This window comes from Furfurilactobacillus milii (assembly GCF_009864005.1).
Classification (GTDB): domain Bacteria; phylum Bacillota; class Bacilli; order Lactobacillales; family Lactobacillaceae; genus Furfurilactobacillus; species Furfurilactobacillus rossiae_B.
The window spans coordinates 105,815-125,466 of record NZ_WEZQ01000006.1 but is presented as its reverse complement, the minus strand read 5'-3'; the positions used below and the strand labels follow the sequence as shown (position 1 = coordinate 125,466).

Sequence of the window (19,652 nt, the reverse complement as noted above, 5' to 3'; positions counted from 1 at the left end):
AATTAACCAACGCCCCCTTAAAGTACTTAACTGGCAAACACCTTACCAAGTGATGCTGACTAATTTGTCAAAAAATTCGGATCAAATTTGCAATCTACCCATTGAACATACTAGTCATCTCAATTCTTTTGTATTATTTCGTCACGGTTGTGATAGCAGGTTTAGTTTACCCGCTAGTGCAGTAAACGTTTTGTCGGCTGTCGCCCGAATTACTAAAGTGGCCCGATCATCGAATTCCGTTTGGGCGGGATTGATGTCAACTAGGGTTGAGCGATTTTCAACATGGTCGTAGTATCCGTTAGCGCCAGTGACTAGGACTAGGTCAGCGGTGTTTGTCCATAAATCAGCACGTTCGCGTTCTGCAGGCACAGTCGCGATATTGCGGAATATGGGATCTGGTGAAATAATGCCACTACAGTTTGGACAATGCGGTACTGGATCACGCAAAATTTCGAGGGGATAAATGCGACCACACTGCACACAGTGATTAATGTTCAAACTACTCCAAATGTTGGCGGTATTGCGACTGCCAGCACGCTCATGAAGATAATCGACATTAGTCGTAATCACACCGTCTAACAGTTGATGGTGTTCAAGCTGAGCTAAAAATTTATGAGCAGCGGTCGGGCCGACATTAAAAATCGGATCAATAAACAACTGATGAAATTGACGATAAAAATCATCGGGGTGTGCTTCAAGGTAACTTTCAGATGAAAGTGAACCTGTCGTACCGCCACTCAATTGTTCCAAGTCGGGAATGCCACTGGCCACGGAGATGCCGGCACCTGTTAACGCAATGGTGTGATGTGAATTTGAAATGAGCTGAGCTAACTGATTGATTTGTTCGTCAAAGTTTGCTGATTGATGATGCGTTAAAGCATTAAACATGACTGAGGACCTCGATAACATTTTTTATTAATAAACGGTCAATTATGAAGGATGTAATGAGGATAACGTTTACGCAACGGGCAGAAGGTGAATGTGAGCGTGATCAACTCGTTGACCCGCGATTTGGCCGGCATGACTAAAAACCTGATAACCGCGGGGATGTAGTTGCGCATCGAGTGATTGTTTGGCCTGTGATAGTAAATCCATCATGGCATGTTGTTCCTCTGGTGTGGCGTCAAACAAGGTTTGGCAATGCCGCCGCGGCACAATTAACATATGACCGGGAGCCATTGGATGAATGTCATTAAAAGCGACCGCCAGATCATTTGATAATAAAATTTCGTTAGCTGGCTTGTCGCAAAATGGACAATTAGTTTGTTTAGATGTAGTCATAGAAAGTACGCCTCCTTTAAGGCCGCGATTGGAGAAGTTTGTCGATAGTGGGATCTAAGTCACTTACGCTCATTTGTTCTTGGTATTCAGGACGCACCACTTGTTGGCATTTAAAGTTTACGTAGTCAATTAGTGCTTGTCGTGCGGTCAATGAATGGGTGACAAGATAATGTTCATCGAGTAGCGTGGGAATCATTTCGTGATCCGCCAACAGCCAGAGCGTTGGGTTGGCCTGATTAAATAAATTCAGTGTCTGACCGTGCGTGTAAAATTGGCGCTGTTGTTGGTCAAATTTTTCAATCGCAGCATTTAGTGTTGAAGATAATTGGGGATACTCAGTCGTTAGCTCTCGGCGAAAGCGGCGCGACAAGCTACTTTCAAACAGTAGCTGAGCCTTAATCAATTCATTAAGGCCGATGAGCATGGCCGTTTGATCGTTATTAGCGGTGGGCAGTTGTAAGTCGTCGATGAAGTCACAATACTCTGTAATCACAGCTGTCATAACATCATCTTTTGACGAGAAGTAACGGTAAACGGTTGTGCGGCTTGCATGTGCAATCCGGATAATATCGTCCATTCGCAGGTCCGAAAATCCGTTAATGTTCATGTAGCTTATAAGATGGTGTAACATGTCGGTTCGCTTTGAAGTTTTGGCCATGATACGCTTCCTTTCCAATCCCAGCTAAAATCCTTCATAATTGTGGACGAGTATAGCACCATTCTAAAAAAAGTGTACAAAAACGAATAAAAATGTTCTTTTTGTTTCATCCATTACAAGAAAACAGTCTATAATGATGCCAATTAGAAAAGTGGCGAATGAATTATGAAGCGACGTACCAAGGTTTTACTGATTGTTAGTCTTTTATTGCTCGGATTTGTGGGGTGGGATGCCGGGCACAGTCTTTTGTATCAACACCGTTTATCGACACTTCATGCAAGACAGACCCACACAGCCACAGTGTTTATCGGTGGATATGGTTCAAACGCCAAGGCTTTTGACCAGATGACGACGCATTGGCAACGGGCAGGGATTGCTAGCCATCGCGAGCTGGTTCGCATAAACCATCGCGGCCAATTAAGCTTTTCTGGTGACCAACGGCCCTCAACTAATTATCTGATTCAATTGGCGTTTGCGGACAATCGCGATCCAGCTGTTCAAATCAGATTATTGCCTAAAATCATGCATGAATTGCGGACTCGACAGCACATTACCGAGGTTAATTTTGTAACACATTCGATGGGTGGTGGCGTTGCATATAGTTATCTGGTTACCAATCACGCTGACGCACAACCGCAAGTCCGTCATTGGGTCGCCATCGCTAGTCCGTTTGCAACAATCAACAGCAATACTTCCATTGCTCACAGGTATAACCGTTATCTCAAGCGGGCGGCCGACCTGCCACGTGACCTGAAGATTTTGGCTATTGGCGGTAATGTGTGGGGATTACGCACGGATACAGAAGTGTCAGTTGCTGGTGTAAAGGCATTGCGACCACTTGCAGCGCAATATGTTCAAACGTATCAGCAGCACATTATTAACGGGGATATATTGTCTGTGCAGCACTCAGCGTTACGGTCTAATCCGGAAGTCGTTTGGCAAACGGCACAATTTCTGTTTTAAAAGCATCTGTATAAAGTTAACCGGTTATTGTTAATGAAAAGTAGCTAAACCCAATTAACAAAGGCATTTGTTAACGAAATCGATTTTTTCAATTATTGCATAAAATAAAAAATACGTTGACGTTTAATTGCCATCTGTTGGATGGTTAACCAAACGTCAACGTATTTTTTACAAACTCACATTTCAAACATGACAACCCACATCATGTGAATTGCTTCGATAAGCATTGTTAGCAACCCTAATCCTAGGACGCCCCCAGCGACATACCACAAGGCGCGTTGCAATTTAACTTTATCCATGGCGATCTCCTCTATTCACCTTGAATTCTAGTCGAAACAGTCTGGATGTGCAATTAGTAAATTTATGATAGGTGATTATTGGTGATGTGCCAAAGAAAACAGTTTATTTATGAATGGCTGGCACTCACCGTTATTTGTGTAAGCTACAGGGATATCGGCATTGAATTGCCTCAAAAATAAAAACCATTCACAATCGCTCGCCAGTTAATGTCGGGGGATTGTGAATGGTTTGCTTTCGATAAAGTGGCAACGTCGATTAGTCTAGAACCACAAGTTGGAACTTAGTCGTCTAAATTCAGTTTGGTATATTCTGGTGTCCACTTTGTGTTAAGAACAGCAGCCTTCACGTCGTCAATTGGTTTTTCGTTCAAACCTTGATCGACAGCGCTTTGAGCCACGGCTTCAGCAACCGTTTCGGAAAAGACGTTAAGTTTTTCAACAGGTGGCAATACTGCCGCGCCAGGTTCGTTCACATCAATGATGCCGCCGAGTGAGTGGGCGGCCTTACTGATCATCGTGTCATTTAGCACTTTGGCGGAAGCGGCGATGGTGCCAAGACCTAAGCCAGGGTAAACCAGTGCGTTGTTGGCCTGACCAATTTTATAAGTGATACCGTTATAGTCAACATCGTGAGCCGGAATCCCCGTCGCAATCAAACCGCGGCCATCGGTCCACTTGATGAGGTCATCAGCAGAAGCTTCAGCTAACTTGGTTGGATTGGACAGTGGGAAAATGATGGGGCGTTCCGTGTGAGCGGCCATGTTGCGAACGATATCCTCAGTGAAAGTACCTGGTTGAGTTGATGTGCCCACCAGAATTGTCGGGTGGATAGCGTCAACGACAGCGGCTAAACTGGTCAGCTCATCTGCGTTTGTAAATTCACTTCGTTGACGGGCAAACGGCCGTTGTTCGGGAGTGAGGTCAGCCATGTCATCAAACAGCAGCCCCTGTTTGTCGACCATGTAGAAGTGTTTGCGTGCTTCGTCGGCACTCAGCCCCTGTTCGACCATCTCATCAAAAATCCGTTTGGCAATGCCGGCACCGGCGGATCCTGCACCAAACGTCAGGTAGGTTTGGTCGGTCAATTTTTGCTTAGAAATGTTCAATGCGCCGAGGATACCAGCGAGGGTAATAATACCAGTGCCTTGAATGTCATCGTTGAAGGTAACGTATTGACGCTGATACTTCTGCAAAATTTTAGCGGCATTATTGCGACCAAAGTCTTCAAAGTGAAGGTACATATTCGAGAAGAGTGATTCAGCAGTGGTCACAAACTGATCGACGAATTGGTAATACTTGTCGCCTTCGACACGTTTGTGATGATTACCAAGATACAGAGGGTCGTTCAGCAATGATTCGTTGTTAGTGCCAGTGTCGAGAACAACGGGTAACACTTTGCGTGGGTCAATTCCAGCCGCCGCGGTGTAAACCATCAGTTTACCGACAGAAATATCGACACCCTGAACACCCCAGTCACCGATTCCGAGAATGCCTTCACCATCAGTGACAACAACCAGTTGAATGTCACGATCGCCGGCCACGTTTTTTAATGTTGTGGCCATGTCATCGGGGTCATCGATGGAAAGGAAGGCAGCATATTGTGAACTTAAGAATAACTCACTGTAATTTTCAATCGTTTCAGCAATGGTTGGATCGTAAACGACGGGCATAAATTCAACGACATGTTGACTGAACAGCTTATAGAAGAGAATCCGGTTTTCATTGAACAAATTCATCAAATACAGCCGCTTATCCAGCATGGTGGATTTGGCCTGATACTGGGCGTAGACACGAGCTAATTGATTCTCCATGGTTTGGACGCGTGGTGGTAATAAACCGATCAGACCAAATTCGCGGCGCTCGGCGTCAGTAAATGCAGTGCCCTTGTTTAAAAATGGGTCTTCTAAAATTTCAGTTGGTGTCATTTTCATATTAATGCCTCCATGGACGTTTTGATAGATTAAAGATACAACCCTGTTATAATCATAGTCAAACAGTCTGTTTGATATAAATAATGACAATATGGAGATTTTGGAAATGAACACACGTGATTTGGAATACTTTATGGCTGTAGCGGAACGGCAAAACTTTTCGGCCGCCGCAACACAGTTTCACGTCAGTCAGCCGACCATCACGTTGGCGATTAAACGTTTGGAAACGGAATTTGGCGATACGCTGATTCAGCGGGATCGGACACACGCACAGGCCCATTTAACACCAGCGGGAGAAATTTTACAGCGGCGTGCAAAGCTTATTTTGCAGAATCTGGCATTAACTCAGCAAGAGATTGTTCAATCAAAGGCCACGACCATTCGGTTTGGTCTGCCACCGATTATCGGGACGGTCTATTTTCCTAGGTTGGCAGGCAAACTAATGGCAGACGGTATCCTCAGCCATATTCGCACGCGGGAGGCCGGTTCTGATCAATTATTAAAGGAGTTACAGAATGGTGATATCGACATTGCGTTACTTGAATCGATCCAGCCGTTGCCAAACGACCTTTTGCACACGCAATTATTAGCAGACCGTCCTTTTCATGTCATTGTGAGCAACCAGCATCCACTGGCGCAACGCAAACACATAAGTTTTCATGAACTAGTCAGTGAACGTTTCGTTACGTTGAATGATAATTTTATTCACTCAGCGGCGTTAACTGCTTACTCGAAGGCTGCCGGTTTTAAGCCAAACGTGATTTATAAGTCGCCTGATATTAATTTGATAAAGGGACTAGTGGCGGAAAACTTAGGGGTCAGTATCTTAGTCAGTGATGCCATTAAAGCGGGAGATGAGGTCGTCGCACTTGAAATTTCAGATGCATTAACAGAACGCTTTAATATTTCACTCGCTTATCGTCAAGGATTCGTGCCCAACGCTATGCAGCGGCAATTCATTAACGATTTAAAGGTGCTTAAGTAATGTGAGAAGAAAAATATGTTTCAGTTATCTCGTTGCGATTTAGACAACGAGATTTTTTGGTTTTAAAGGTTCAACGTCTATACCAATTCCTAATGCGAAAGATAGGACATGTGAGATTGTCAATAAAACAGTTAAATTAAGTCAAGAAAAGGTATGCAAACTTGGACAGTATGTAAGCAAAATTAACGTTGCCTGTTAACTAAAATGGTTAGCAACTGTAAATGTTAGTAGCTTATCTTTTTATCTCTTGAAATTTGAAACTATATGGCGCACAACCGATTTCGAAAATGCTTCAAAAAGGCGTCTTGTCAATCTTAGTAGATGGTAGTCAAAATTCTGATTTGGCCGTTTGCAATTTGTGTACAAATAATATTTACGCGTGCTAAACTGCTTTTGGAATCAAGTTAGAGGTGATTATTGTTTAATAACTAGACATTAATGCAGGTTAAAGATGAAACTGAACAACGGTCATTTATCTAATCTAATTTGGTGTAATCTTGCGACTAATCGTCGATATACATATAGCGAGACGACGATTTAGTCTCAAGGAGTATTAAATCAATCACATTTGTATTTGCTTTCAAGGGGGTAATGATTATGTCTCGCAGGAATAAAGAAATCGCGGATACGATAACAAGTGAGAAAGAGCATTACAAGATGTACAAGTCTGGCAAACAATGGCTGTTTGCTGGTATCACTGTATTCACGTTTGGAGGTTTCTTAGTTAACGGGGAGAAGAACGTTGAAGCGGCGACGGATGCTAATGGTGGTACGCCGAGTGATCCACAATCGGATGCAACAAAGCAAACTAACATGCCACTCGAATTTACGACAACGGTGACGCAAAACCAGACGACTGCCAGTGCAGCACAGCAGCCTACTTCTGCGGCCTCAACGCCGACAAGTCAAGCGACTAACGCTACTACAACTGCTACTTCTACGGCACCGGTCAGTCAAGCAGCTTCACAAACATCTGCTGTGCAGGCCACTAAGACTCAACAGCAACCGTTGCAAATCAACACAACACCTGTGACTAGTCAAGCACCTGCCAGCGCTCAGGCTAATTCAGTTGCTTCTGCCCAAACTAATCAGGCACCACAATCGGTTACGGCAACAAGCGCTACATCTACTAGCCCAGTTGTTGGACAAACAACTAGTCAAGCGGCTACGTCAACTGCACCTCAGAGTGTTGCTGACAATAACAATTCTCAAGCAGTTGTCCAGCCAGCAAGTCAGGCGCCAACTGTTACTGCATTGCCAAATGGTGCAACGAACCAGCAGGTGGCTGATGCTAAAGCGGCTGCACTTAAGGTGTTTGCCGAAACTGGCACACCTCAAGAAATTACCCGGATGGATGCGACCAGCGCTGCTGGTACGTCAACATCCGATGCTACTTCAAACGCTACCTCGAACGCGGCCGGAGCAACATCTAACAGTGCCTGGACAGCGTACAATAGCGCACTGACAAATGCCCACGATGTTGTACGCTCCAAATTCACGGCGGCATCGTATGCTGAACTGAACACGGCTTTAGCGAATGCGTCCGGTTTGACTGATAGTTCTCACCCGTCGCTTTAAATCAGGCGCAACAACAAATTCAGAGTGCATTAGATGGGCTGGTTACTAATCCAGGCTCTGACGCGGCTGGTGATACGAATAAACTTATTGAAACTGATCAAAAACAGTATCCTACTAGCGATGCATCGAAATACACGATTGCCACATGGCAGGCTTATCAAGATGCACTGTCAGCGGCTCAATCTGCAGCTTTAAACAACCAAACAACTGCTAACACGTTGGCCGTCTTGAGTAAGAAGCTTAATGATGCGACAGCTAACCTTCAACTGAATAAAGCGGATGTTTTGTTTGATAAATTAACAACCTCACTCAACAGTGCAGCTACTTCAATTGACAATGCTGGTACATTCACAATTGCTTCGATTCAAAGTTTGAAGAACGCTCAGGCAGTTGCTCAAAAGTTAACCGCATCTAGCTCAGCCCAAGACATTCAGGATGCTTTAACAGCATTAAATGCTGCTGAATCGGCATTAATTCCGGCCGGATCTTTGAAAAACTTACAGGACCAATTGAACACTGCTAAGTCTACTTATATGAATTTCCAGTCTTCTGATGCAACTGCAACGAACTACGCGTACAGCGCCTACACTAAGGCTAGTTGGGATGCTTTTACGAGCGCATATGTTTATGCGCGGGCGGTTATGAATAACAACGCCGCAACGCAGGATCAGTTGAGTAATGCCATCTTCAATTTGAAGCAGGCTACTCAACAATTGGTTAGTGAAAAAGTTGCGCAAGATGATCTGAATACCACAATTACTGGTGCGAAACAGTTACTTGCCGAAAATAATGGTGGCGCTTACAGCACCGATAGTACGTATAATTTGAACATGGCTGTTCAATCAGCACAAGCATTGCTTGATTCAAACGGCGATCCGCTGAAAACGACGACAACTGACGAACTAGTCAGTGCAACAACCGCCGTACAGAATGCCGTTAACCAGTTAACAACGGTTTCTGATTCTGCTTGGAATGATTTGAACAAAATGATCAACAATTCCAAGCTACTTAACCCGGCTAGCTTCGACAGTAAGACTTATACAAACTTGGTTAATGCCCGTTCCAACGCCGTCAGTGATCTATACGATGAACCATCATCAGATTCAGTCAAAACAGATACGTCGAATTTGCGAAAGGCCATTTGGGCCACCATTGCTAATGATAGTGCCGCAGCTACTGCGCGTGCGCAATTAGCACAAATACTGAACAGTGAAGTCGCGCAGTCACCAAGTTTGTACACGAATGAAACATACAGCATTTACAAGTCGATTTTGGATAATGCTACTAACCTTATGGATACAGGCAGTTTAGATACAGTTAAACTCAATCAGGCAATTAGTGACCTGCCATTCTACTTCAATAACTTGTTGCTATTAACTGATGCTCAAACGGGAACATCGGGAGCTGATATTCAAAAGTCCTCGGGCACGATGACACTTGGTAGTTCACCTTGGGATACTGTAAGTACGACTGACACTGGTCACGATATTAGCTTCGGTGCAGCCGGTGCATTCAACAAAACGAACAAAGGCAATGGGACAATCATTACAACAATCACATTACCGGCTAGTTTAACGCCATTCTTTAAGACTACTAATTGGCAAGATTACACAACAATTGCATATGATGTTTCGGTTAGTGGTGGTTCCAAGCCGCAAGATAATGGCACGGGTTTAACTTATGGAAATATTGAGCCTAAGAGCGCTGAACCCTTAGCTAAGGCTTTAGCGGCAACTCACGTGCTTTCCGACACCGAGGGATCGGTTTCCGACTTCAAGTTGTCATTGAGTTTCAATGCTCAGGGGCAACCAGTATTAACAATTATCACAGGTAAGCTACCGAATACAGGAACGAATAACAGTGATCAATTCTGGTTCAGACTTGGTATTTCCAAGTGGGCTAAAGAGACGCATCAATGGCTTGCAAGAACAACAGGTGACCAGTCAGATAATGCAGTCGTTGTTGAATCACATATCAATGGATTGCCAAGCATTTCTCAAATTGGTAAATCGACTGTTTTGGCAAACCACTATGCTAGTGCGGTGGCAGACAATACGACGCCTTCTGATGCTGGTTTTGACTATTCAAGCGCTGCAGTCACCGCGCCTGATGCTTTGGTAAATGGCCGTTCTGATGGCGGTATTGCAATGGTCGGTCTTACGTCAACAACCAATGAGCCGAAAGAGAACTTAGTTCAACAAGCCGTACCACAATTTAAGACAAGCAATGTATCGTCTGATATTGTTCAAGGAACCAACACTATTACTGGGAATGTTGATGTCGATCACACAACAGATGATCCTGGCGACACTTACCAAGTTGTCTTTAACGATACGAAGAAAGTTACAATCACCAATTCTGATGGCACCAAGTCTACTGCCTATCAGGTAGTTGCAACTGCGGTTGGCAACATCGATAGTAACGGTAATTACACAGCTAGCTTTGGTCAACACGATGGCACAACGATGAGTGGTGTCACTGTGCAAACGGGCGATATTGTGACAGCCTACATTCAACGGGTCAACACAATTAGTGGTGCTATTTCGCAAGGTACCATGGGTTATGCCATTGCGAGTGTGCCGTCAGCACAGACGCCATTTGTTTACGTTGATTCCGACACTGTTAAAGTTGGCTCCTCTAAGATTACTGGGACCATCTCAAGTTTGGTTGCATCCACGGTTACTGCTTCCGATGCGGTAAACAAGAAAGTTTCACCGAATGACATGAACGTTTACACCGTTACTGTGACGGTTTACAACCCAGATGGTTCAGTGAACGCTTCTAACAACACGCAGGTGGAAAAGGACGGTTCATGGACAAGCACCGTCGGCACACCGTTAACAGCTGGTAAGTATGTTCAGGCAACTGCGCACGTTTTGCACGGTATCGTTTCGGGTACTAATGCAGTTCAACCAACAGGGGTTCAACTGACTGACTTGGATACCAACGTATCTGATTCTATTTATGTATTAGCTAATAAAGATGTCTTAAACGCAGCCATTTCTGATGGCACCACGGTTCAAGGCAGCATGGCTGATCCTGCGTACGCGACTGCGACTAAGGATGACTGGGCTAACTTGAGCAAACAGATGACAGCAGCAACAACCGTTAATAACGATAAAGCAGCTACCCAGGATGCCGTTAACGAGGCTGTCAAGAATCTTGATGCGGCCATTACACAAATTACGAAATCAAAGAACGGATTAGAAGCAGCCATTAAGTCCGCTCCAGCCGCTACTGAGGCGCAAAAGTACACGCCAACAACGTGGAGTAACATGCAGTCCGCCTTAACGGCAGCGACATTGTTGGATGCTAAACCGGCCGATACATTGACGGCAACACAAATAACTGACGCTACCAATACATTGCTTGATGCAATTAACGGTTTGCAATTTATGAGTGCTTCTCAAACGACGGGAACGGCAGCTGGTGAGGCAACATCAAACGCAACAACTGCTAATTCTGATGCTGAAAATGCGACAGCCAATGCTAGTGCCGCTGCGGACAATGCAGCAAGTGCAACTAAGGCAGCTTCACAGGCAGCAAGTTTAGCAGCACAAGGGTCAGATGGCACCACTGATTTAATCAATGCGGCTATCAATTACACGACGGCTAAGGGCTTGGCCTCACAAGCTGCTCTAAACGCTCAGCGTGCAACCGCTGAAGCAAATGCTGCTTCGGCTGCTGCTGCTCAAGCACAATCGGCTGCAGTCGCTGCAAATACACCAGAAGCCAAGACATTAGCCAACGAAGCTGCTATAGCAGCAGAGAAGGCGGTGGATAACGCAGCTACAGCTACAACCGCTGCAAATAGCGTTGCAAATGCTGTGGTTGCTGCAACTGCGGCTTATGATGCAGCTCGTGCAAACATCGCAACATCGACTGCCAATACCGCAATTAAGGATGCTCAAAAGCAAAATGCAGCGGCCAGCGACGCAATTACTAAAGGCGATAAAACTTCTGCTTTGGCAGCATTAAGCGCGGCCGACACAGATGTCAATCAAGCTACTAAAGCGTTGAGTCAAGCAAGTGATGCTCTGAAAGTCGCTCAGTCAGAGGCTGATGCGACGAGCGCGGCAGCATCATTACCAACGGCTACTGATAATGACAAGACAGCTGCTACGAATGCTGCCAATGCTTACAAGACGGCTAGTGACGCTGCCGCGACTGCTCAAACGAACTTGACGGCTATTCAAGCCACCGTTCAAGCGACACGCAAGGTTGCTGAAGCAATGGCTGATACTGGGACGACTGTAGATCCTGCAACTAGCGAAGCGGTAATCAAAGCGACGACAGCATCATCAGATGCTACCAGCGATGCAACGACAGCAGACAGCAATGCGGTTGACGCAAATAATGCTGCAATTGCTGCTAACAGTGCCGCTACAAATGTTGCAACCTTAACAAAGGCTGGTTCAGATGCTACGGATGCGTTGATCAGTGATGCGGTTAACGTTGCTAGTGCCACTAATTTGGCTTCGCAAGCGACAAGTAACGCTGTCAAGGCAACTAGTGAAGCTACCGCAGCCAGTGCAGCCGCTAGCGATGCAGTTGCTGCTGCAACTAAAGCCGGTACCGCAGCTGCTCAGGCTGCGGCCACATCGGCCAGTGCAACCGCCACAACCGCAATGCAAAAGGCTTTTGATGCTACGAAGGCCGCTCAGACTGCGACAAACGCTGCCAAAGCGGCACAGGCCACATATGATGCTGCTAAAGCCAACGTCGCTACGGCAGCAGCCAGTGCTGCGGCTAGTGATGCCGCGGCGCAATTGAAGACTGCAAACGAAGAGATTACTAAGGGCAACCAAGATGCCGCCAGTGATGCTTTGTCAGCAGCCAGTGCTGACAACACCAAGGCAACCGCTCAATATAACGCTGCTAGTGCCGCTTCAAGCACAGCAACTGCTGAGGCAAAGGCGTTAACAGATGCCACTAGCGGTGCTGATGCTACGGATGCCGACAAGACTAATGCAGCTGCTGCCGCACAAGCGGCCAAAGATGCTGACGCTAACCTACAAGCGGCTAAAACTAATGTTGATAAGGCTGCGACTGATTACACGACCGCGCATACCAGTTACACCAATATGACACCTGGTGCAGGCACTGTTGAAAATAGTGACGGCACTGAGACAACTACTGTAAAGAACGCTGATGGCTCAACGACAACTACAACCAAGGATAAGAACGGCAAAGTTATTGACACATTGACCACCAACAGAGATGGTTCGACGGATGACGTTAAGCCTGGTTCGGACGGTGGTTCTACAGAGACGAAGAAGGATCCTGCCGGCAACGTAACCCAGAAGATTGTTACCAATAGCGACAATTCAACGGTAACCACAACTCCTAATGATGATGGTTCCGTTACCACTGTTGCCAAGGATAAGAACGGTGTAACAACGTCCACACAGACTAAAGATCCGTTTGGCAACACCACGACGACTACGCTAACAAGTGGCGGCGGTACTCAAACCGTCAAGAAGACAGCGGCTGGTAAAACGATTGAAACGAGCACCACTGATCCAGCGACTAACGACACCACGATTGTTACGCCAATGAATGACGGCGGTCAGAAGACGGTTGTTACCGATTCAAACGGCAAAGTAATCAGCACCACAATTACCGATGCAAACGGCAAACCAGTTTCGACTAGCACCGTTGATCCGAAGACTGGTGACACGACCACAACGACACCAGTGAGTGGCGGCGGTCAAAAGACAGTTGTTACTGATCCAAACGGCAAAGTAATTAGCACCACAATTACCGACGCAAATGGCAAACCAGTTTCGACTAGCACCGTTGATCCAAAGACTGGCGACACCACGACAACCACGCCAATGAGTGAAGGTGGTCAGAAGACAGTTGTTACCGATCCAAACGGGAAAGTAATCAGTACTACGATTACCGATGTCAATGGCAAACCAGTTTCAACGAGTACCGTTGATCCAAAGACTGGTAACACCACGACAACCACTCCAACCACGGATGGCGGTACTCACACGGTGATTACCGATCCAAATGGTAAAGTAATCTCTGATGTTACCAAGGATTCAACTGGTAAGACAACCAATGAAATTACAACCGATCCGGCAACCGGTGATACAACCACGACAACGCCAACCAACGACGGTGGTACACACACAATCGTAACGGATGCCAGTGGCAAGACAATTTCTGAAACAACCAAGGATTCAACTGGCAAGCTGATTTCGTCCACGACCACGGATCCCAAGACTGGCAATACTACTACCACAACGCCAACGACTGACGGTGGTGAGCACACGGTCGTTAAGGATCCAAGTGGCAAGACTATTTCGACGACAACCACGGATCCCAAGACTGGTGATACCACAACCGTGACGCCAACGAGTGATGGCGGATCTAAGACAGTTGTCACTGATCCAAATGGCAATACAATTTCGACGACTCTTACCGATAAAAATGGTAAACAAATTGACAAGACAACGACTGATCCGACAACAGGTGATGTTACCCACGAAACGACCGGCTCTGACGGTCAGCACATTACGCAAACAACTGGCTCTGATGGTCAAATCATTAGTCACCAGGTTACGGACCCAACGAATCCTAAGCAAAAGGTAACGACTACAACGACGTCTGATGGCGGTACGGTCACGGAAATGACAGATGCTGACGGTAACGTTATCAAACGGGTCACGCGAGATCCAAATGGCAATGTCGTTAAGACCGAAACCATGGATCCGAAGACCGGTGACACAACGACCGTTACGCCAACGAGTGACGGCGGTAGTAAGACGGTTGTCACAGACGGCACTGGCAAAGTTATCAGCACAACCATGACGGATGCTAACGGAAAGGTTATTTCTGATAGCAAGACGGATCCGGTTACTGGTAACACGACCACGACAACACCGAATAAAGATAATCCAGCAGATACGGATATCACCACGCCAACGTCAGGTGGTGGCAAACAGATTGTGACGAAGGATCCGCAAGGTAACGTGATTAAGACAGTTACTGAGGATCCAAATGGCAACATAATTAAGACGGTGGTCACTGATCCAAAGACTGGTAATACCATTACAACGACGCCAATCACAGGTGGTGGGCAAGAAGTTGTGACGAAAGATCCAAATGGCAACGTCATCAAAGACGTGATTGAGGATTCAAACGGTAAGCCAGTTAAGACTACGACAACGGATCCAAAGACTGGCGATAAGACGGTCACCACGCCAACGAGCGATGGCGGTTCGACAAGTCAAACGACCGGTTCTGATGGTAAGCCGATTTCCAATACAACGACAAAACCAACATCAGATGGCGGTTCAACTTCTACCACAACCGATCCAAGTGGCAAGCCAATCTCGTCAACAGTTACGGATCCTCATGGTGACACAACGACTACGACGCCAAATAGTGACGGAACTACAACCGTGGTCAAGAAGGATCCAGCTGGTAATTTGATTTCGTCCACGACGACGGATCCAACGACTGGTAAACAGACGATTACAACGCCAACAACAGACGGTAAGGGCACTGTTCAGACAACGAAGGGACGAAACGGAAACGTCACCGAAGAGTTAACAACGAACCCAGATGGTAGCACGTCTGACAAGCAATTTAACCCTGACGGCAGTTACACCATTGTTGACCGTGATCCAAGTAAGAAGGTCACGGGGGCCACGTTTGGTGCTACCGATGGTTCCAAGACAACGTTTGCTAAGAATCCTGATGGAACAACGACGGTAACAGCTACCGATAAAGATGGCAAAGTAACTGATACCAAGACTATTCCTGAAGGCGGTGGAGATGCCACAGTCGGTAATGCCAAAGTTAGTGTTGGCTCGGACGGTACTTTAACTGATCAGGCCACTACGCCCGATGGGACAACGACACGGGTAAATCCTGATGGCACGATTGCACGCTTTAAGTCACGGGTTGATCCAGTCTCAACGTTTGTATCAAAGGGTGAGTTCTACGACAACACACAACCGAAGACTACGGTTCAGACGAATCCCGATGGCAGCACGGTTAGTGTTACGACTGATCCAACGACAAAGGCAGTGACGGGCGCTACGCTCAAAGGCAGTGATGGCACAACATTAACGTTAACTAAGAACGCTGATGGTACCACAACCGCAACGACGACCGACAAAGATGGAAAAGTCACTGGCACGGCAACGATTCCTACGAAAGGTGGCAGCGCAATGGTTGGCACCACGCCGGTTACCGTTGATTCAGACGGCACGATGACTGTTGACGGTCCAACCAAAGGCAGCATTGGCACGAAGATCAATCCTGACGGCACTGTCTCACGATTCAGGGAATTGATTGATGCGGTCGGCGTAGAAGTTCCGAAGAAAGACTTCTATGACAACACGGCACCAACGAGTGGCAGCACAGCTGGCAGCGATAGCAGCAGTGCAGCAGGTTCAACAGCTACCAACCCTGGTTCCGGTTCAACTACTGGCAACTCAACAAGTGCTGGCTCTGCTAGTCCGACTAATAATGCTGGCTCCGGAACGAACGGTTCAAATGCCGCTGGTTCTAATAGCACTGGAACAACACCAACTAATGCGGGCAATCAAAGTTCTGGTGCCCCAGCTAACAATACTGGCTCGACTGCTGGAACTAATAGCACTAGTCCAGCTACCACAACCTCAAGCACTACAGCCAACAGTAATCCATCGAACGGCTCGGCTACAACTGGTACTGGACTCAGCGCGCCAAAGACGAATGCCACGGGTTCTGAGTCAAACGCAACGTCAACGGGAGTTGCTCAACATGGCAACACTGTGAATGCCGCTCCTGCAGAATCTGCTGTGACACCAACGACTAGTGGTTTCACAACAAGTACGGCAGCTAATAGAACCGACAATCCTGTGGTTCAACCACTGGCTAATGCAGGTGTTGGAACAATGGCATCGACCACAGTTCGTTTGAGCAGTGGCTCGACCTCGACAAGCGTCAATGGTGTTAAGGGCGAAACGCCAGCTACGACTCCTGCAACAGATGGTATTTTGCCGGATACCGGTGAAAACACAAGTACTGCCGGCGTCATGGGCTTGCTTGGTGTGGCAGGATTAACTGCCGGATCGGCAATGTACATGGCAAAGCGGCGCAAGCACGACGGCCTTGAGAAAGCTACTGACAAGCGTTAGCAAACGGTGATTGTTGATGATTAATGTCGGTACAAAGGCTTACTAAATTGTCGTTTGAAATAGCGACAATGAAGTTTAAGCAACTTAGATGATGGGAAACATAATTGTTTCCCGTCACCTATTGAGGGGATTTTCAAACGAAAGTCCCCTGAATAGATGACGTCAAACTCATCGAAATTAAAATTAAAAAATCGCTTTAATATTGGTAGATTTGAATTAACACCACAACGATATGGACTTTTTAAAGATAGACTGGGGGTAGGGTTTCATGAAGTTGTTTGGCGGAAAAAAGCAGATGACGGTGCCAACACACCGCCACGAATCGACAACTAAAACGAGGGTTTCCAATTCAGCGGCAGGTCAACAGTCTGCTGCGGCAACAAAAACGATAATTCACACAACGGCCCAACTCCAAGATGGTCAGGACGACCAGCAGGATGTTGTGGCCAATGAAATTAACCGCGATGATGCGCAATCTTTGGAAGATGCAGTTGAAGAACGGCAACAACTTGAACAACAAGTGGATCAGCTGAATGAACAGTATGGAACTGCACGTGGTCACTTGCGCTCCAAGTTGCTGACTGAAAAGGACTTGTTACGGTCACAATCCCGTCATGTTAATCGTTTATATGAAGTTGCCAGCGAACAGCGCAATGCTCATTTTGAGACGTTTGGAAAATTACAGGCTAAACGAACGGCTTTGTTAGCCAAAATCAAACAGGATGATGCACATCGTCAGGAACTACAACACTCTTGTGAGAAACACGAACGGACGTTGCGAATGTTGCAGGCACAGCTAGACACAGTAAAAAAGGAACGACAGTCCCTGAGTGACCAAGAACACACATTAATTGGAGCCATCAACACGCAGTCGAATTTGACAGACATGATGTCGGTAATCAACGATAAACGGCAACAGATTACTGCAATTAATGCGCAGGATCATGATCTCAAGCTGACTTTGAACGGCCTCACAACTAGTGCTAATCAGGAACAAGCTACAATTGACGAACTTCATCACCAGATTCAAGAGGCGTCTCAACAGGCGGCTGACAATCAGCGCATCATTGATTTAAAACATCAGGTGGAGACACTGACGACACAATTATCAGACCAGCAAAAACAACTGTCACAGGACGATGAAAAGCTTGGTGAACTACGATCACAGAAGAATGTTTTGAGTCAGAGCTTCGATGAGCTGGCAGATCGCATGAAATTTTACTTTAACTCGACGAAGGTCATTGATACATACAACTTTGATCCTAAACGCCACTATGTATTATATTCGAATACGTTGCTCCCACTGGGTGAGCTTAATGGCGAGTTCAGCCTGCAACGCATTGACCAGCTCTTCGATAATACGCGGACCAAATATGATATTCTGACGACTGATTTCAATCGTGAGTTAGGTTCAATTTGGTCCACTTATCAAAGTCAGGGAATCTTGCGCCATGCACACGATTTGATAAATCCGTACTTAGCTATGCAACATGATGGCCGCCATCAGTCGCATCAAACGGATGTTGTCTTGCCACTGGACCAAGCGCAAGAATGGCAGGTAGAAGAAGGAACCCGTGAACAACCTGAAAAGATTAAATCTAAAACAGGTTCTCAAGTAGTCACATTGCAGTATCGTACGGATCGGTCATTGTCGAGCGTGATGTATTATCAAGATAAGCAGCTTTATAAGATGGCAATTTATGATTCACAAAATATTTTGTTGGCCACGCAATATGCCGATCCTCATGATGCCACCAAAGCAGCCTCGGAAATTTACTACCGACCTGATCACAGTGTGGCACTGGAAAAAGTTTACTTCCCAGATCACGTGGTAGTTCAATCCACTGAAGATGCTAAGATTGTGGAACACGCTTTTGACAGTGAAGCCTCTTTTTATGAATGGTGGCTGATTTCACATGCTTTGACACGAAGTCAAGACTCTTTGATTATTGGTACTGAAGCACCATTCTTCAAACAATTATTGAACGACTGCGCTCGTAAATTTGAATTGGTACCGTTGATTAGTTCCACCGCCGATGAATCACTTATCGACGCAATCATTGCAGATGACTCACCAATCAATAATGTGTTGGTCAGCAACGAGCAGGTTCACCAGTCCTTAATTAAACGTTTGAACCGTGACATGCACATTCAGGTTGTCGATCCAACGGGGATGGTCGCACCAAAGCCGAAGGAAAAGAAGGTTAAGACGCGGATTTATATTCCTAAAGTAGGATAGCTTGAATGATGCCAATAGTGGCTTTTAAAAGGAGTACTCATTATGAGTGCTCCTTTTTTGTCGGATCATTTATTAAGTAATATAAGTTTGATACTGTCCATATTTCAGCTAAATGGTCGGCGTGTTTATTTGATGGTGATTGAATAATAGTTAAAAAATTAAGACACTTTAGCGAATAATCTAGTCAGGGTACTAAACGGATTTTAAAGTAGGTTAGTTAAGTGGCTTAAATTCGAAATTACTTGGTGCACAACCGAATTAGATGAGACATAATTTTTTATGTATACCAATTGTACATGCGTGTTTATTAATATACTGTTTTCGGCATAAATTATAATTGTACAAGTAGACCATTTGCGTGCTACACTCTGTTTGAAATCAATCAAGGGGATGAATTTTAATGAAAAAAAGGCAAATCGTTTACACACAATAGTATACGGGGTTCACAAATAACATCATATAACGTTAATAAACATATTTAATAATTTTTTTATGCTATTTGCATCCAATCTATGATTGATTTTATCCATATTTATTGTTAGTTACTTTATCAGTGTTTAATTTCAGGGGGGTTG

Annotated in this window: 10 protein-coding genes; 5 read left to right on the top strand and 5 right to left on the bottom strand. The window is 45.7% G+C overall.

The features are described from left to right. Nucleotides 1-141 precede the first annotated feature (141 nt). The 3 genes from GB993_RS06000 to GB993_RS05990 all read right to left on the bottom strand — a co-directional run bounded on the left by GB993_RS06000 (nt 142) and on the right by GB993_RS05990 (nt 1,939). Complete coding sequence (locus tag GB993_RS06000) at nt 142-888, bottom strand: SIR2 family NAD-dependent protein deacylase (RefSeq protein WP_161003488.1); 747 nt, start codon at nt 886-888, stop codon at nt 142-144. A gap of 69 nt (nt 889-957) precedes the next feature. Beyond that, nucleotides 958-1,281 carry an HIT family protein gene (locus GB993_RS05995; RefSeq protein WP_161003487.1) on the bottom strand — a complete coding sequence of 108 codons (324 nt, stop codon included), beginning with the start codon at nt 1,279-1,281 and terminating at the stop codon, nt 958-960. A gap of 16 nt (nt 1,282-1,297) precedes the next feature. After that, nucleotides 1,298-1,939 carry a TetR/AcrR family transcriptional regulator gene (locus tag GB993_RS05990; RefSeq protein WP_161003486.1) on the bottom strand — a complete coding sequence of 214 codons (642 nt, stop codon included), beginning with the start codon at nt 1,937-1,939 and terminating at the stop codon, nt 1,298-1,300. 165 nt (nt 1,940-2,104) lie between these two features. On the opposite strand from GB993_RS05990, the gene GB993_RS05985 reads away from it, so the two are divergent. Next, nucleotides 2,105-2,902, top strand: a complete 798-nt coding sequence (locus GB993_RS05985; RefSeq protein WP_161003485.1) for an alpha/beta hydrolase — start codon at nt 2,105-2,107, stop codon at nt 2,900-2,902. 176 nt (nt 2,903-3,078) lie between these two features. Here GB993_RS05985 and GB993_RS13135 read toward each other — a convergent pair whose 3' ends face one another. Both GB993_RS13135 and GB993_RS05980 read right to left on the bottom strand, forming a co-directional pair. Beyond that, the gene (locus tag GB993_RS13135) at nt 3,079-3,201 is read right to left on the bottom strand and encodes a hypothetical protein (protein ID WP_017263044.1); all 123 of its coding nucleotides are present in this window, start codon (nt 3,199-3,201) and stop codon (nt 3,079-3,081) included. A 281-nt stretch (nt 3,202-3,482) separates the two neighbouring features. Continuing rightward, a complete protein-coding gene (locus tag GB993_RS05980) occupies nt 3,483-5,132 on the bottom strand; it encodes a malolactic enzyme (protein WP_161003484.1) in 1,650 nt (549 codons plus the stop codon). Nucleotides 5,133-5,238: 106 nt separating this feature from the next. On the opposite strand from GB993_RS05980, the gene GB993_RS05975 reads away from it, so the two are divergent. From GB993_RS05975 to GB993_RS05960, 4 genes are all read left to right on the top strand, one after another. Then, the gene (locus tag GB993_RS05975; RefSeq protein WP_161003483.1) at nt 5,239-6,117 is read left to right on the top strand and encodes a LysR family transcriptional regulator; all 879 of its coding nucleotides are present in this window, start codon (nt 5,239-5,241) and stop codon (nt 6,115-6,117) included. Nucleotides 6,118-6,714: 597 nt separating this feature from the next. Beyond that, the gene (locus GB993_RS05970) at nt 6,715-7,695 is read left to right on the top strand and encodes a KxYKxGKxW signal peptide domain-containing protein (protein WP_161003482.1); all 981 of its coding nucleotides are present in this window, start codon (nt 6,715-6,717) and stop codon (nt 7,693-7,695) included. A 227-nt stretch (nt 7,696-7,922) separates the two neighbouring features. Further along, nucleotides 7,923-16,838, top strand: coding sequence for a beta strand repeat-containing protein (locus GB993_RS05965; protein WP_161003481.1), 8,916 nt, complete (start codon nt 7,923-7,925; stop codon nt 16,836-16,838). Between the two features lie 268 nt (nt 16,839-17,106). After that, on the top strand, nt 17,107-19,077 hold the full coding sequence (locus tag GB993_RS05960) for a coiled-coil domain-containing protein (RefSeq protein WP_161003480.1): 1,971 nt from the start codon (nt 17,107-17,109) through the stop codon (nt 19,075-19,077). Nucleotides 19,078-19,652 lie beyond the last annotated feature (575 nt).